Here is a 14292-nt window from a genome sequence, read left to right as displayed (position 1 = left end):
ACACCGGGAATCGACGTGGTTGCTTCCGTCACCACCGGTCCTACGGTCGCTCCAACCCGCCGTCGAGCCCGTGGCGGGCATAGCACTCCTGGCTGGAGGAATTCGTCGATGAACAAACAGGAATTCAAGGTCGTCGGCGCGTCTGCCGTCGGTACGGCGTTCGAGTGGTACGACTTCTTTCTCTACGGCGCGCTCGTCCCGGTGATCGGCAGCAAGTTCTTCGGCGATTACAGCCCCTCCGCGCAGACCGTGTTCGCGCTGCTGACCTTCGCCGCCGGGTTCATCGTCCGCCCCATCGGCGCGCTGCTGTTCGCCCGGATCACCGACATCCTCGGCCGGAAGATCGTCTTCCTGGTGACGCTGGTGCTGATGGGCCTCTCGACGGTCGTCGTCGGGCTGCTGCCCACCTCCGAGGAGATCGGCATCCTGGCGCCGATCCTGCTGGTGACCTGCCGCATCCTGCAGGGTCTGGCGGTCAGCGGTGAGTTCGGCGCCGCGGTCACCTACGTCTCCGAATACGCCCCGGCGCGGCAGCGCGGCTACTTCATCGGCTGGCTGACGGGCACCACGGCGCTCGCTTTCAGCCTGTCGGTGGGGGTGCAGCTGCTGGTGCAGGCCATCGTGGGCGCGGACGCCTTCGAGGACTGGGGCTGGCGGGTGCCGTTCCTCATCTCCGTCGTGCCGCTCGCGTTCTCGGTGTGGATCCGCAGCAAGCTGAACGAGAGCCCGCTGTTCCAGAAGATGAAGCAGGAGGGCACCCAGACCAAGGCGCCGCTGCGCGAGGCGTTCGGCTCACGGGCCCGGGTCCGCATGGTGGCGATCGTGTTCGTGATGGCGTCGGCGCAGTCGTTCATCGGCTACCTGTCGACCGTCTACATGGTGACCACGATGAGGACCTACCTCAAGGTCGACTCCTTCACCGTCAACGCGATCTTCATGGTGATCCTGCTGATCGGGTTCTTCCTGTGCGTCTTCGCGACCTGGTTGTCCGACCGGATCGGGCGCAAGCCGGTGCTGTTCGCCGGGCTCGGGCTCGCCGCCCTGCTGGTGTTCCCGATCACCGCCGGCGTCATCTCGAACGCCAACCCCGATCTCGCCCGCGCCCAGGACACGGTGTCGGTCACCATCCAGGCCGACCCGGCCGAGTGTTCCTTCCAGTTCAACCCGGCGGGCACCGCGACCTTCACCTCCGACTGCGACGTGGCGCGGAGCGTGCTCCAGTCGAATTCGGTCTCCTTCGACCGGGAGGACGTCACCGGCCCCACCAAGATCATTGTGAACGGCGCCACGGTGACCGGCGGTCCGGCGCTGAAGGACGACCTGTCGGCCGCCCTCAAGACGGCCGGATATCCGGTCGGCGGTTCCGCGAACACCATCAGGATCAGTGGAATCGGTGACTTCTTCAGCGGGCCCGTCATCACCGTGGCGCTGCTGCTGCTCGCCCTGGTCGCGTTCGCGCAGATGGCCCAGGGCCCGGCCTCGGCGGCGATGGCGGAGGTGTTCCCGACCCGCATCCGGGCCACCGCGCTCTCGATCCCCTACCAGTTGGGCGTCGGCGTGTTCGGCGGGCTCCTGCCGGCCACGATGGTCGCGATCGGCGCGGAGATAGGCAGCACCACCGCCGCACTCTGGTATCCGGTCGGCGGGCTGGCGCTGGGCCTGCTGATCCTGCTGTTCACGCTGCCGGAGAGCAAGGGCGTGGACCTCGCCGACGTCCGCATCCCCGGTGACACCGCCGAAGAACCGGCCGTCGTCCGCCAGGACGTCTGATGCCGATCATCGACGTGTCACTGCTGACCGGCCGTACCGAATCGGAACTGCGCGAGATGATCTCGGCCGTGCACGAGGCGGTCGTGCGTTCCCTCGGAGTGCCCTCGGCATCCGTGCGAATCCTGGTACGGGAGGTGCCACCGGCCCGCTGGACCGCGGGCGGCGAGACGATCGCGGAGCAGCGGGCGCGTTCGTGACAAACAGAAAGGCCGGAGCCGTCCAGCGGCTCCGGCCTTTTCACGATCAGTCGCGGAAGTGGGTGCTGCTCCAGCCGCCGTCCACCGGGACGGTGAGGCCGGTGACGAAGTCAGCCTCGTCGGAGGCCAGGAACGCGATCACCCGCGCGACGTCGATCGGCTGCCCGACCCTGGCCAGCGGGCGCGACCTGGTCACCAGGTCGTCGAAGGTCCCCGTCGCGATCCTCGCGGCGGTGGCCGGGGTCTCGATGAGGCCGGGCGCCACCGCGTTCACCCGGATGCCGCGCCTGCCGTAGTCGGCCGCCATCTGGCGGGTGAGGCTGGAGACCGCCCCCTTGGCCGCCGAGTACGGCGCCGACCCCGCGACCCCGGTCAGCGCGAACGCCGAGGACGTGTTGACGATGGCCCCGCCCGCCTCGCCGAACGCGATCACCGCCGCGCGGCTGAGCGCGAACGTCGTGCCGAGGTTGGTCCGCAGGAACGCGTCGAAGTCCTCGTCCGTGGTCTCGGCGGCGGAGCGGTCGCCGGCCCGGCCCGCGATGTTGGCGAGCACGTCCGGCACGCCGACGACCTCGGCGCAGTGGGCGAAGACCCGCTCCGCCGCGCCCGCCGTGGTGAGATCCACGGCCAGCACGGAAACGTCCCGCAGTTCCGACAGGCCCTTCTCGTCGCGGTCCACGGCGAGCACCGCCGCGCCTCGGGCCGCGAACAGCGCGGCGGTCGCGCGTCCGATGCCCGACGCCGCGCCGGTGACGATCGCCGTCTTGCCGCGCAACTGCCCAGTCACCATGTCCTCCAAGAAATCGGTGTACGACCCGATCATGCTCGGCGGCACGCCACCCGCCACCTGCGGGCTTCCGCTCAATGAGAACCGTTCCTGGCAGCCGGGGCCCGCGTCCGGTCGGCTGGGGCCATGGACGTACCTGGACTGCGGCTGACGCACCCCTCCGACGGGATCGTGCTGCTGGAACTCGATCGGCCGCACCGCCGCAACGCGCTGGATCGGGCCCTGCTCGACAGGCTGCCCGGGGTGCTGCGCGGGCTGCACGGCGACACCGATGTGCGGGCCCTGGTGGTGACCGGACGCGGCGGCGCGTTCTGCGCGGGCGGGGACCTGGACGCGATAGGCGACCTGGGGAACGAGACACCCGAAGACGCACGGGAGCGGATGACCCACGAATTCTCCATCGCCGAACTGATCCTGGACTTCCCCGCCCCGACCGTCGCCGCCGTGGACGGCCCGGCCGTCGGCGCCGGGATGGCCCTCGCCCTCGCGTGCGACCTGCGGATCGGCTCACCCGGCGCGCTGTTCGCCAGCACCTTCGTCAAGATGGCGCTGGTCCCCGACTTCGGCGTGCCGTGGCTGCTCACGAGAGCGGTCGGCGCGGCGCGGGCGACGGAACTCGCGGTGTCGGGACGCAAGGTCACGGCGGCGGAGGCCGCCCGGATCGGCCTGCTCGACGTCGTGACGGATGACCCGCTCGCACAGGCTCTCGATCGCGCCGGGCAACTCGCGGCGGCGCCCCCCGAAGCGGCCAGGGCCACCAAACGCCTGATCGCGGCGGCGGCCGAGGGCGGGTTCGCCGACGCGGTGGACCGGGAGATCGCCGAGCAGATCCGGGCGACGAACTCGCCCGGGTTCGCCCTGCGCTGGGCGGAGTGGTCGCACGCGGTACGAGGCCGCTGACCGCGATTCCCGGCGAATGGAAACCGTTCGTTGAGCGTGCGCTGGTCGCACGCCGAAAGTTACCTGCACCGAGACATGAGGAGGACCAGGGTGGAATCGTTCGGGCACGTCATCGCGGGTGAGGAGGTCGCCTCGGCCGATGGGACGGGGTTCGAGTCGGTGGACCCCTGGACGCGGGAGCCGTGGGCCACGGTGGCGCTCGGCTCGGCCGGTGACGCCGACCGCGCCGTACGCGTCGCGCGGTCGGCCTTCGACGAGGGGCCCTGGCCCCGGATGAACTTCGCCGAACGCGGCGCGATCCTGCACCGCCTCGCCGACCTGCTGGAGGAGCACGTCGGTGAACTGGCGGCGGCCGACACCTCGGACATGGGCAAACCGATCACCCAGACGGCGGGCCACGACGTCCCCCGCGCCGCGCGGAACTTCCGGTTCTTCGCCGACCACGCGCAGCTCACCCCCAACGAGACGTTCCCGATGCCGGCCGGGCACCACGCCTTCACCCAGTACGACCCCGCCGGGGTGGTGGCCGCCATCGCGCCGTGGAACTTCCCGCTCATGATGGCGAGCTGGAAGGTCGCGCCCGCGCTGGCCTGGGGGAACACGGTCGTGCTCAAGCCCGCCGAGCAGTCGCCCGCCTCGGCCACCATCCTGGCGCGGCTGGCGCTCGAGGCGGGTCTGCCGCCGGGTGTGCTGAACGTCGTCCACGGATTCGGGCCGGACTCCGTCGGCCAGGCGCTGACCGAGTCGCCGCTGGTCGACCGGATCACCTTCACCGGCGAGTCGACCACCGGCCGCCTGATCTCCCGGGCGGCCGCGGCCAACCTGACCCCGGTGAGCCTGGAACTGGGCGGCAAGGGCGCGAACATCGTCTTCGCCGACGCCGACCTCGACCACGCGGTCCGCTGGTCCATCCAGGCCGTGTTCAGCAACAGCGGGCAGGTGTGCCTGGCCGGAAGCCGGCTCTACGTGCAGCGCGAGGTCTACGACGAGTTCCTCGCCAAGTTCACCGCGGCGGCCGACGCGCTGGTGATCGGCGACCCCAAGGATCCGGCCACCGAGGTCGGCCCGCTGTCCTCGCGGGAGCACTTCACCAAGGTCGCCGGTTACCTCGACATCGCGACCGGGGCCGGCGCGCGGCTGCACACGGGCGGCGTGGGCGAGGGCTGGACCGTCCGGCCGACAGTGGTGGTCGGCGCCGGGCAGCACGACCGGGTCACCCAGGAGGAGATCTTCGGGCCGGTCGTGGTCGTGCTCCCGTTCGACGGCGAGGCGGACGCGGTGGCGTTGGCCAACGACACGCCGTACGGCCTGAACGCCATGTTGTTCACCCGGGACCTCTCCCGCGCCCACCGCGTCGCCCGCGCGCTGCGGGTCGGCACCGTCTGGGCGAACTGCTTCTTCGTCCGGGATCTGCGGGCTCCTTTCGGCGGGGCCAAAAACTCGGGTGTCGGACGTGAAGGCGGTACGTACAGCCGGGAGTTCTTCACCGAGCCCAAAGCCGTCATCATGGAGATCTCGTGACGGGCGTCATCGCACGTCCGACTCGCAAGGAGCAGAGCATGACCGAAATCCGAGCCGTCAGCACCCGCAACGCGCCCACGGTGGGCTTCTCCACGGGGACGGCCGCGCCGCTGTCCCAGGCGATCGTGCACGGCGGCACCATCTACTGCTCGGGCACCGGGCCGCTCGACCCGGAGACCCGCACCATCGTCTCCGACGACTTCGCCGCCCAGGTCAGGCAGACGCTCGCCAACCTGGTCGCGGTCGTCGAGGCGGCGGGCGGCGGCCGGGAGACCATCCTCAAGTGCACCTGCTTCGTGGCCGACGTGGCGAACTTCCCGACCTTCAACGCCGTCTACCGCGAGTTCTTCGAGGGCAACCCGCACTTCCCCGCGCGGACCACGATCATCGCGACCCCGCACCGCACCGGCGTGCAGGTCGAGGTCGAGTGCATCGCCGCCGTCAGGCAGCCATGACCGACCTGATCCTGCTCGGCGGCCGGGTGCTCGTGCCGGACGCGCGCGGCACGGCCGCCGAGGCGATCGCGGTGACCGGCGGCCGGATCTCCGCCGTCGGCACGACCGCCGACGTCGCCCGCCTGGCCGGGCCGTCCACCCGAGTGGTCGACCTGGCGGGCCGGACCGTGATCCCCGGGCTGATCGACTCACACGCCCACTTCGAGAACGCGGGCATGGACGGCCACACCGTGTCGTTCGCGGGTGCGCGCACGCTCGGCGAAGCGCTCGACCGCGTCGCCGCGCTGGCCGCCACCCGCGAGCCTGGCGCCTGGGTGCAGGGACAACCGTGGAACCCCGCGCTCCAGCTCGCGGAAAGGCGCGGGCCGGACCGGCACGAGCTGGACCGCGCGGCGGGTGGACGCCCGGTCTACCTGCCGGAGGGCCACGCCGCGACGGTCAGCACCGCCGCGCTGGAGCGGGCCGGAGTCGACCCCGCCGGGCACGACGGCAGGCTGGTGGAGGGCGCCATGCAGGCCGTCGCCCTGGTGGTGCCGCGGTGGACCCGCCAGGAGCGGGCGGCCCAGCTCACCGCCGCCATGCGGGCGCTCAACCGGCGCGGGATCACCTCCGTCGTGGCGGGCGCGCTGCCGCCGCCCGACGTCGAGTCGATCCGTGAACTGGCCGCGGACGGAAGATCGACTCTCCGGGTGGCCGCGATGGTCATGCCGACCGGCGAGCTCAACCCGTCGATCCCGCTCGCCGACTGGGAGTCGCTGCTGGCCGGCGGGCCGCCCGCGCCCGTCGGCCGCCACTACCTCACCCGTGGAGTCAAACTCCAGGTGGACGGCGGCATGACACTCGGCACCGCGGCCACCCGCGAGCCCTACCTCGGCCGCCCCGGCTACCACGGCGAGCTGTTCACCGACCGCGCCCGGCTGGGTGAGCTGGTCGGCGCGGCGCACCGCGCGGGCTGGCCGGTCGGCACCCATGTGGTGGGCGACGCCGCGATCGACCTCGCGCTCGACGTCTACGAGGCCACCCGGCACCCGGGTCTCCTCCCGGACGTGCTCATCCACGCCAGCCTCATCACCCGCGACCAGATCGCCCGCGCCCGCGCGCTCGGCGTGCAGGTGGCCGCGCAGATCCCGTTCCTGTGGCGCAACCGGAAGGTCATCGCCGGCCATCTCGGCCCGGCCCGCGCCGAGGCCGCCGTGCCGCTGCGCGACCTCGTCGACGGCCTCGGCCCCGACGGCGTCGCGGCCGGCACCGACTATCCGATCAACGACCTCGACCCGTTCCAGAACATCCACGCCATGACGACCAGGCATGACGCGGCGGGCGAGGTCGCCGGGGCCGCGCAGGCGATCAGCCGGGCCGAGGCCCTGCGCCTCTACACCGCCTCGGGCGCCGCGCACACCGGCGAACAGGAGGTGAAGGGCCGGCTCGTCGTGGACGCCCTCGCCGACCTCGCCGTCGTCGACGCCGACCCGCTCACCGCGTCCGGCGACCGGCTCCGGGCGACCGAAGTGCTGATGACCGTCGTCGACGGTCAGATCGTGTACGACACCGGCCGGCTCGGCTGACCGGCAGATTCAGGAGGCAACGAGATGCACCCCAGCCAGATGCCCATCGTCGAACTGCTCAAGGCGACCGTCGAACTCCAGGAGAGCGGCAAGCGGGTCAAGGTGCTGTGGCAGGAGAGCGAGTCACTCGCCTTCCTCGCCCGTGGCCGCGAGTACCGCAGTGAGTTCCACCTCAACCCGAGCGACGAGGTGATGTTCATGGTGCGTGGCTCGATGAACCTGCACTACCGCAAGCCGGAGGGCGGCTCGGACATCGCGGTGATCCCCGAGGGCGGCACCATCTTCACCCCGACCGGCATCGCCCATTCGCCCCGGTTCGCCCCCGACTCGTTCGTGCTGGTCATCGAGCGCCTGCGACGGCCGGGCGAACTCGACCGCTTCCACTGGTTCTGTCCCTCCTGTGATGAGTTCCTGCACGAGGTGGCCGTCCACGTGAGCGATTACCGCACCGACCCGGTGGGCGCCGCCTACCAGCGCTTCTACGGCGACGTCGACGCCCGGACCTGCAAGTCCTGCGGCACGGTCATGCCGGACGAACGCCTGTGACCGCGATCGGCGGGCTGGTCCTCGACGCGCTACGCGCCCGCTCCGACGAGATCGCCTTCCGGCAGGGAAGAACCGAGCTGACCTACCGGCAGGCGGAACGGCTGCTGCTGGACGTGGCGGGGGCCCTGGCCGAATCCGGCCTGCGGCCGGGTGACACGGTGCTCCAGATCCGGCCGAACGATCCGCTCCAGTGGCTGGTGAACGCGGCCTGCTACGTGGCGGGCCTGCGGTCCGCCGCGGTGCCGCCGGGGGCCCTGCGCGGCGATGCGCTGACCGGACGGCTCGACCTCGTCGGGCCGGACGCCGTACTCACCGAGCCGGGCGACCCCGATCTCGACGCGTGGCTACGGGCGCACCCGAAAGTCCGTGTACTGACCGACCGTGACCTGACCGCCGGGCGGGAGCCGCTCACACCTCCTGCCGCGCCCGCGTCGGCGGTGGTGCGCCTGGCATTCACTTCCGGTACCACCGGGCCGGTCAAGGGCGTCGAGCTGACCGGCGGCGCGCTGGGCGCGGTGGCGGCCGCGCTGCGTGACACCCTTCCGTGGCCCCGAAGACCACGCGTGCTCTGCGGGGATTCGGTGTCCGGCGGTTTCGGCAACATGGTGCTGCCGACGCTGATGCTGGGTGGCGCCTTCGTCATCCCGGAAGGCCCCGGCCCCGGCGGGCTGCTGGAGGCCGCCGCCGAGCACCGCCCGACCGTGCTGCTGGCGATGCCTCCCACGCTGCGCGCCCTGCTCGAAGGGCCTCACTGGTCCGGCCTGGAGTTGGTGGTCTACAGCGGCACCTCGCTCACCGCCGCCGAGGTCGACCGCGCGCACGCGCTGTTCGGCGAGGTGCTCTGTGGAGTGTTCGGCCAGGTCGAAGCGCCCAAGACGATCGCATGGACCGGCCCGGCCGACCACCTCCACCCGCTCCGCCGCTTCTCGCTCGGCCGGCCGTTCCCCGGGACGGAGATCCGCCTGGGCGACGGTGGAGAGCTGTGGGTGCGTGGCCCGGCCATCGCGCGCGCCTACGCCTTCCCGCCGGGCACCCCGGTCGTGGACGGGTGGCTGCGCACCGGCGACGTCGTCCGGCGCGACAGCGACGGTTATCTCTACTACGTGAGCCGGGTGGCCCCATGAGCGAGGTCGTCGACGTCCACACCCATGCGTTGCCGACGGCCCTGCTGACCTGGTTGTCCGATCGCGGCCTGGCCGACCTGTCCGGCCTCGCCGACGGCGTCGTCACGATCGACCCGCTGGTGTCCGGGATACCGGCGGGCGCGCCGATCCCGCTGCCGCCCGCCCAGTACGACGTCGCCAAACGGCTGGAAGACCTGCGCAAGACGGGCGTGACCCGCCAGCTCGTGTCATTGCCACCCTTCGTGACGTGCGCCGACGCCACCGACGAGCAGGACCTCCTCGCCGTGGTCCGCCGCGGCAACGACGCGCTCGCCGAGCTCCTCGCCGGGCACCGCGAGGTGCTCGACCCGCTCGGGCAGGTCCCGCTCGGCACCCCCGTCGCCGTTGAAGAGGCCCGTCGCTGCCTGGACGAACTGGAATGCGCCGGCCTCGCCATCGGCACCCGTGGCCTCGGGAGGGAGCTGGACGATCCCGTGCACGAACCGCTCTGGGAGTTCCTCGCGGACCGGCGGGCATTCGTCTTCCTGCACCCCAACAGCGTGCCCGGTGGGTCCCGGCTGGCCGACTACTGGCTGCCCCAGCTCGCGGGCTTCCCGATGGAGACCGCGCTCGCCGTCTCGCGGCTCGTGCTCGGCGGCGTCCTGGAACGGCACGCCCTGCGGTTGTGCCTCGCGCACGGCGGCGGCTGCCTGCCGTCCCTGCTCGGCAGGCTGGACCTGGGCTGGTCGCGCAAGCCGGTGGCCCGCACCACGCCGCACCCGCCGAGCGACTACCTGCGCCGCCTCTACTACGACACCGCCACGTTCTCCACCCCGCTGCTGCGGCGGCTGGTCGAGGACTACGGCGTCGACCACGTGCTCGTCGGCACGGACTACCCCTTCGAACTCGCCGACACCGACCCCGTGGGCGCGGTCGCGGCGCTCGGGCTCGCGCCCGGCGAGGCGGCGGCCATCAGGGCCGGGACGATCACCGCGCTGCTGACCGGATCGTTGTGACCGTGCCGGCGGAGTCGGCCGCGTAGCCCTTGGCGAGCTCGCGCGAGATCGACTTGGCCGCCAGTCGCAACGCGGGCTCCACCGCCGCCAGCGACCGCGTGTGGGTGACGGTGTGCGAGACGACGGAGAGCGCGGCCACCACCCGGCCGTCGGGTCCGTGGACGGGGGCCGCCACGGACACCGTGCCCAGCGACAGCTCCTCGGCGCATCGGGCGATGCCGGTGGCGCGGATCTCCTGGAGCGAGCGCATCAGCAGGCCGGGCATGACGATCGTGTGCGGGGTGTACCGCTTGAGCGTGGCCGCGAGCACGGTCTCCTGGAACTCGCGGGACGCGTGGGCCAGCAGGATCTTGCCGACCCCAGTGGCGTGCAGCGGCGAGCGGCCGCCGACGCGGCTGACCACGTCGACCGAGCGGCGCCCCCAGACCCGCTCGACGTAGAGGACCTCGTCGCCGTCGAGCACCGCCAGGTGGATGTTCTCCTCGGTGGCCTCGTAGAGGTCGTGGATGAACGGCAGTGACACGTCGCGCAGCGTGCGGGGCTGCGGGCACAGGGCGCCCAGCTCCCACATGCGCAGCCCGATCCGGTAGACCCCGTCGCGTTCCTTCTTCAGCGCCCCCAGCTCGACCAGTTCGGCCGCGATGCGGTGGACCGTGGAGACCGGCAGCCCGGTGATGGCGGTCAGCTCGACGAGCCGGAGTGCCGGGCGCTCGGGGGAGAAGGAGTTGAGCAGGGCGAAGACCCGGCTGGACACGCTCTTGCCGGGTTTGTGGGCATCGCGGGGCGGGGCCATGGGGAGAATCATGGGTCGGGTCATCGGTGATCAGCCGTCCGGTTCGCTGAGAATATCGCATCATTTCTGGATCGCCGCAGGTCATGGGCGAGGACGACGACCACGACGGCCGCGACGAAGGTCATCGCCACCGCCAGCGCGCGCACGTCGATGGGGGCGAACACGCCGACCAGCCCGACCGCGAGGATCGCGCCGACATATCTGGCCGACTGGAACAGGCCGCCGACCACACCGGACATGCCGGCGGGCGCCCGCTCGTACATCAGCCGCTGGAGACCGAGGTTGCACAGGCCGTAAGGGACCCCGAGCACGACGCCGTCGACCACGACGGCCCAGACGGGGGTGGCCGGGGTGAAGGTGGTGATCGCGGCGACCCCGGCCAGCAGCATGCCGCCTCCGCCCAGAAGGGTGCGGCCGACGCCGAGCCGGCGCATGAGGGGACCGCCGAGCACGGTCGCGACGACACTGGTGGCCGCGATCGGCATGATCAGCAGCCCCGCCTGGGCCGCGTCGAAGCCGCGCACGTTCTGCAACCACTGCGGCAGGCCATAGAACGCGCCGTAGTAGGCCAGATTGAACAGCACGAACGTGCCCAGCACGAGCACGATCCCGGGGGCGGCGCACAACGCGCGGACGTCCACGAAAGGCCTGGTGGCCCGCCGTTCCCACCACAGGAACCCGGTCCCGGCGGCGAGCACGGCGCACAGGCCGGGAACGGAGATCCCCGGCGCGGCGAGCATCAGATCCAGCAGGCCGACCACCGCCACCGCGAACAGCACGATCCCGGCCGGGTCGATCGCGCGGAGCAGGCCGCCGCGTGCGGGCCGCCGCTCCTCGGGGCCGATGGCGCGCCACGCGATCACCAGTGCCCCCGCCATGATCGGCAGGTTGACCCAGAAGATGGCCTGCCACCCCGCCCACGAGGTCAGCAACCCGCCGAGCACCGGGCCGACCGCCCCGGCGGTCGTGTTGACCGTCGCGACGGCGGCCAGCCCCGTCGTGTCACCGCTCCGCCGGATGACGATCATCGCGCACGGGAACGCGGCCGACACCCCCGCCGCCTGCAGGCCTCGGAAGAACACGAGCAGTGGCAGCGAGGGGGCGACGGCCGCCGCGGCCGAGGCGAGCGCCGCCACCGCCATCCCGGCGGTGAACAGCGTGCGCGGGCCGATCCGGTCGGCCACCCTGCCCAGCACCGGCTGGCAGACGCAGGCGGTCAGGTAGAAGACCGTGACGACCCAGGTTGCCGTGGCGAGCGGCTGCGCGAAGTCACGCTGGATGGGCGCGAGCGCGACGGCGACCATCGAGGAGTTGAGCGGCGCGAGCATCGTGCCCGCGAACAGCGCGGCCAGAGCCAGCCGCGGCCGGAGCATGGCCCCGTCGAGCCGTCGCGTCATCCCGCCGGACCGCCCGCACGAAGCAGCAGCTTGCCCCGGACCCGCCCGTCGGCCAGTTCGCGCAGCGCACGCGGCCCTTCTTCAAGCGGGAGCACGTCGTGGATGTGGTGGCGCAGCCGCCCCGCCCCGGCCCAGTCGAAGATCTCGTGGAGGTTCCGCTCCTGGGCCGCCCGGTCGCGCCGGACGAACTCCCCCCAGAACACTCCGACCACCGAGGCGCCCTTGACCAGCGGGATGTTCAGCGCGACGCGCGGAATGCCCCCCGAGGCGAACCCGACCACGAGATACCTCCCGCCCCACGCGACGGCCCGCACGGCGGACTCCGCGACCGCGCCGCCCACCGGGTCGAACACCACGTCGGCGCCCTCGCCCCCGGTCAGCTCCTTGATCGTGGTCTTGGCGTCGCGGGGGTCGTCGTAGGAGAAGGTCGCGTGCGCGCCGTGCCGCCGGGCCGCCTCGGCCCGCTCCGGTGTCGACGCGCCCGCGATCACCCGAGCGCCGAGAAGCCTGCCCACGTCCACGGCGGCGGAGCCGACCCCGCCCGCCGCGCCGAGCACGGCGAGTGTCTCACCGGCCCGCAGTCCGGCCCGCTGGACGAGCGCGTGATAGGCGGTCGAGTAGGCGACCAGGATCGCCGCGGCCTGCCGGTCGGTGACGTGGGCGGGAAGCAGGCTGACCCTGTCGGCCCTCACCACCACGGCGTCACGGGCGCAGCCGAACTCCTCGTTGCCCGCCACGCGGTCGCCGGGCCGTACGGACAGGACTCCTTCGCCGACGGCCGCGACCGTGCCGGCGTATTCGCTGCCGGGAGAGAACACCGGCTCCGGCTTCACCACATGAGTGCCCGCGATGATCAGGGTGTCGTGGAAGTTCAACCCCACATGGCTGACCGCGACCACCACTTCCCCCGGCCCCGGCTCGGGGGTCGCGACGTCGGCCAGCTCAAGATCTTCGGGCCCGCCGAGCCGGGTGCAGACCAACGCCCGCCCGCTCACGCGAACACCACGCCGGCGGCGAGGAAGCCGTCGACCTCGGCAGCGGAGAACCCGGTCGCGCGCAGCACCTCCACGGTGTGCGCGCCGAGCTCGGGGGGAGCGGTGCGCAGGCCGGGATACTCGCCGTCGTAGCGGACCGGGTGCCGCAGCACCGTCGCCCGCTCCTCTCCCACGGGGAACTCGGCGAGCAGCCCTTCGGCCGCCACCTGCGGATCGTCGCGCACGTCGTCGTAGGAGGCCACCCGCTCGATCCAGAACCCGCGCGGCTCCAGCCGGGCGGCCGCCTCCGCGTAGGTCATCCCGGCGAGCACCCCGGCCAGCGCGGCCGTGTACTCGTCGCGCCGGGCCCGCCGGTCGTATTCAGCCAGCTCCGGGGTCCCGAGCGCGTCGCCGAGGTCGTCCTCGGACCCGTTCAGGGCGATCACGATCGAGGCGTCGAGCAGCCGGTAGACGCCGTAGGGCGCGTCGATCGACCAGCAGGCCGTCTCGGCCGGGCGGCGCACGTCCGTCGCGGTCCTGCGGCCCGAGAAGTACAGCGCGAGCGATTCCGCCTGGAGGTCCAGCCCGGCGCCGAGCAGGCTCGACTCGACCCGCGTGCCCTCGCCGGTGGCCAGTTTCCGCGCGTACGCCGCCAGCACCCCCATCGCGAGCAGCGCCGCGCCGTGCTGGTCGACCACGGGCGTGCCCGCTGCGGTGGGGCGGTCGCCGGTGACGTCCACCAGACCGGTCCTGGCCTGCACGAGCAGGTCGACCCCCGGCTTGCCGGCCATCGGGCCGCGCGCCCCCCAACCGCTGGCCGAGGCGTAGATGATGTCCGGCTTGACGGCGCGCACGGCCTCGTACCCGAGACCGAGTTTCTCCAGCGCGCCGCCCCGGTAGTTCTCCAGCAGCACGTCCGCCTGCTCGATCAGCGGGCGGAGCACAGTGAGGGCGTCCGGGTGCTTGAGGTCGACGGCGATGGAGCGTTTGTTCCGGTTGACCGCCAGGAACGTCACACTGCGCCCGGCGACCCTGATTCCCGCGCTGCCGATCCTGCGCTCCCACGACCCGCCGGGCGGTTCGACCTTGACGACGTCGGCGCCGAGATCGGCCAGGTACTGCGAGGCCGCGGGCCCCTGCACGAAGTGCGAGAAACTCAGCACCCTCATCATGTCGATCATGCAATCTCCCATCGGTAGGAAGACCGTAGGAACAGATGGCCCCCACCCCAACGCCGCGTTCCCACTGAGTGGAAACGCGTCCCCCCT

The 14292-nt window shown here is 72.2% G+C and carries 14 protein-coding genes; 9 read left to right on the top strand and 5 right to left on the bottom strand.

Annotated features, from left to right (window positions below; translation table 11 throughout):
• Positions 1-108: 108 nt before the first annotated feature.
• Entirely contained in the window at positions 109-1770 is a 1662-nt protein-coding gene (locus AW273_RS25620; protein WP_062353116.1) for an MFS transporter, read from the top strand.
• Entirely contained in the window at positions 1770-1967 is a 198-nt protein-coding gene (locus tag AW273_RS25615; RefSeq protein WP_062353113.1) for a tautomerase family protein, read from the top strand. The genes AW273_RS25620 and AW273_RS25615 overlap by 1 nt, the downstream gene beginning before the upstream one ends.
• 46 nt (positions 1968-2013) lie before the next feature.
• Here the strand turns inward: AW273_RS25615 and AW273_RS25610 are convergent, their stop codons facing one another.
• Positions 2014-2832 carry an SDR family NAD(P)-dependent oxidoreductase gene (locus tag AW273_RS25610; RefSeq protein ID WP_232327588.1) on the bottom strand — a complete coding sequence of 273 codons (819 nt, stop codon included), beginning with the start codon at positions 2830-2832 and terminating at the stop codon, positions 2014-2016.
• Between the two features lie 48 nt (positions 2833-2880).
• Here AW273_RS25610 and AW273_RS25605 point away from each other — a divergent pair, with 48 nt between their 5' ends.
• From AW273_RS25605 to AW273_RS25575, 7 genes are all read left to right on the top strand, one after another.
• Complete coding sequence (locus AW273_RS25605) at positions 2881-3654, top strand: enoyl-CoA hydratase/isomerase family protein (protein ID WP_063910096.1); 774 nt, start codon at positions 2881-2883, stop codon at positions 3652-3654.
• 90 nt (positions 3655-3744) lie between these two features.
• Positions 3745-5175 (top strand): aldehyde dehydrogenase, encoded by a 1431-nt coding sequence (locus AW273_RS25600; protein ID WP_062353107.1) that lies wholly within the window; start codon positions 3745-3747, stop codon positions 5173-5175.
• A 38-nt stretch (positions 5176-5213) separates the two neighbouring features.
• Positions 5214-5630, top strand: a complete 417-nt coding sequence (locus tag AW273_RS25595; RefSeq protein WP_062353104.1) for a RidA family protein — start codon at positions 5214-5216, stop codon at positions 5628-5630.
• The gene (locus tag AW273_RS25590) at positions 5627-7195 is read left to right on the top strand and encodes an amidohydrolase (RefSeq protein WP_062353101.1); all 1569 of its coding nucleotides are present in this window, start codon (positions 5627-5629) and stop codon (positions 7193-7195) included. The genes AW273_RS25595 and AW273_RS25590 overlap by 4 nt, the downstream gene beginning before the upstream one ends.
• 24 nt (positions 7196-7219) lie before the next feature.
• Positions 7220-7741 carry a 3-hydroxyanthranilate 3,4-dioxygenase gene (locus AW273_RS25585; RefSeq protein WP_062353099.1) on the top strand — a complete coding sequence of 174 codons (522 nt, stop codon included), beginning with the start codon at positions 7220-7222 and terminating at the stop codon, positions 7739-7741.
• On the top strand, positions 7738-8865 hold the full coding sequence (locus AW273_RS25580; protein WP_062353096.1) for an AMP-binding protein: 1128 nt from the start codon (positions 7738-7740) through the stop codon (positions 8863-8865). Before AW273_RS25585 ends, AW273_RS25580 begins: the two co-directional genes overlap by 4 nt.
• Positions 8862-9860 carry an amidohydrolase family protein gene (locus tag AW273_RS25575; RefSeq protein ID WP_062353093.1) on the top strand — a complete coding sequence of 333 codons (999 nt, stop codon included), beginning with the start codon at positions 8862-8864 and terminating at the stop codon, positions 9858-9860. The genes AW273_RS25580 and AW273_RS25575 overlap by 4 nt, the downstream gene beginning before the upstream one ends.
• Here the strand turns inward: AW273_RS25575 and AW273_RS25570 are convergent.
• The 4 genes from AW273_RS25570 to AW273_RS25555 are packed head-to-tail and all read right to left on the bottom strand — an operon-like array spanning position 9832 to position 14205.
• Positions 9832-10653 (bottom strand): IclR family transcriptional regulator, encoded by an 822-nt coding sequence (locus AW273_RS25570; RefSeq protein WP_062353089.1) that lies wholly within the window; start codon positions 10651-10653, stop codon positions 9832-9834. The two genes, AW273_RS25575 and AW273_RS25570, sit on opposite strands and share 29 nt — an antisense overlap.
• Before the next feature lie 20 nt (positions 10654-10673).
• A complete protein-coding gene (locus tag AW273_RS25565) occupies positions 10674-12050 on the bottom strand; it encodes an MFS transporter (protein ID WP_083950041.1) in 1377 nt (458 codons plus the stop codon).
• The gene (locus tag AW273_RS25560; protein WP_062353084.1) at positions 12047-13045 is read right to left on the bottom strand and encodes an NADPH:quinone oxidoreductase family protein; all 999 of its coding nucleotides are present in this window, start codon (positions 13043-13045) and stop codon (positions 12047-12049) included. The genes AW273_RS25565 and AW273_RS25560 overlap by 4 nt, the downstream gene beginning before the upstream one ends.
• Complete coding sequence (locus AW273_RS25555; protein ID WP_062353081.1) at positions 13042-14205, bottom strand: CaiB/BaiF CoA transferase family protein; 1164 nt, start codon at positions 14203-14205, stop codon at positions 13042-13044. Before AW273_RS25555 ends, AW273_RS25560 begins: the two co-directional genes overlap by 4 nt.
• Positions 14206-14292 lie beyond the last annotated feature (87 nt).

Origin of the sequence: Herbidospora yilanensis (genome assembly GCF_001570565.1) — a bacterium.
Classification (GTDB): Bacteria; Actinomycetota; Actinomycetes; order Streptosporangiales; family Streptosporangiaceae; genus Herbidospora; species Herbidospora yilanensis.
The sequence above is the reverse complement of the archived record's forward strand: the minus strand, read 5'-3'. Positions and strand labels throughout refer to the sequence as shown.

Excerpts from the sequence above, each read along its gene's own strand:
- AW273_RS25590 (WP_062353101.1), top strand. The coding sequence starts at position 5,627 with ATGACCGACCTGATCCTGCTCGGCGGCCGGGTGCTCGTGCCGGACGCG.
- AW273_RS25565 (WP_083950041.1), bottom strand. The coding sequence starts at position 12,050 with ATGACGCGACGGCTCGACGGGGCCATGCTCCGGCCGCGGCTGGCTCTG.
- AW273_RS25595 (WP_062353104.1), top strand. The coding sequence starts at position 5,214 with ATGACCGAAATCCGAGCCGTCAGCACCCGCAACGCGCCCACGGTGGGC.
- AW273_RS25575 (WP_062353093.1), top strand. The coding sequence starts at position 8,862 with ATGAGCGAGGTCGTCGACGTCCACACCCATGCGTTGCCGACGGCCCTG.
- AW273_RS25585 (WP_062353099.1), top strand. The coding sequence starts at position 7,220 with ATGCACCCCAGCCAGATGCCCATCGTCGAACTGCTCAAGGCGACCGTC.
- AW273_RS25570 (WP_062353089.1), bottom strand. The coding sequence starts at position 10,653 with ATGGCCCCGCCCCGCGATGCCCACAAACCCGGCAAGAGCGTGTCCAGC.
- AW273_RS25620 (WP_062353116.1), top strand. The coding sequence starts at position 109 with ATGAACAAACAGGAATTCAAGGTCGTCGGCGCGTCTGCCGTCGGTACG.
- AW273_RS25615 (WP_062353113.1), top strand. The coding sequence starts at position 1,770 with ATGCCGATCATCGACGTGTCACTGCTGACCGGCCGTACCGAATCGGAA.
- AW273_RS25605 (WP_063910096.1), top strand. The coding sequence starts at position 2,881 with ATGGACGTACCTGGACTGCGGCTGACGCACCCCTCCGACGGGATCGTG.
- AW273_RS25555 (WP_062353081.1), bottom strand. The coding sequence starts at position 14,205 with ATGATCGACATGATGAGGGTGCTGAGTTTCTCGCACTTCGTGCAGGGG.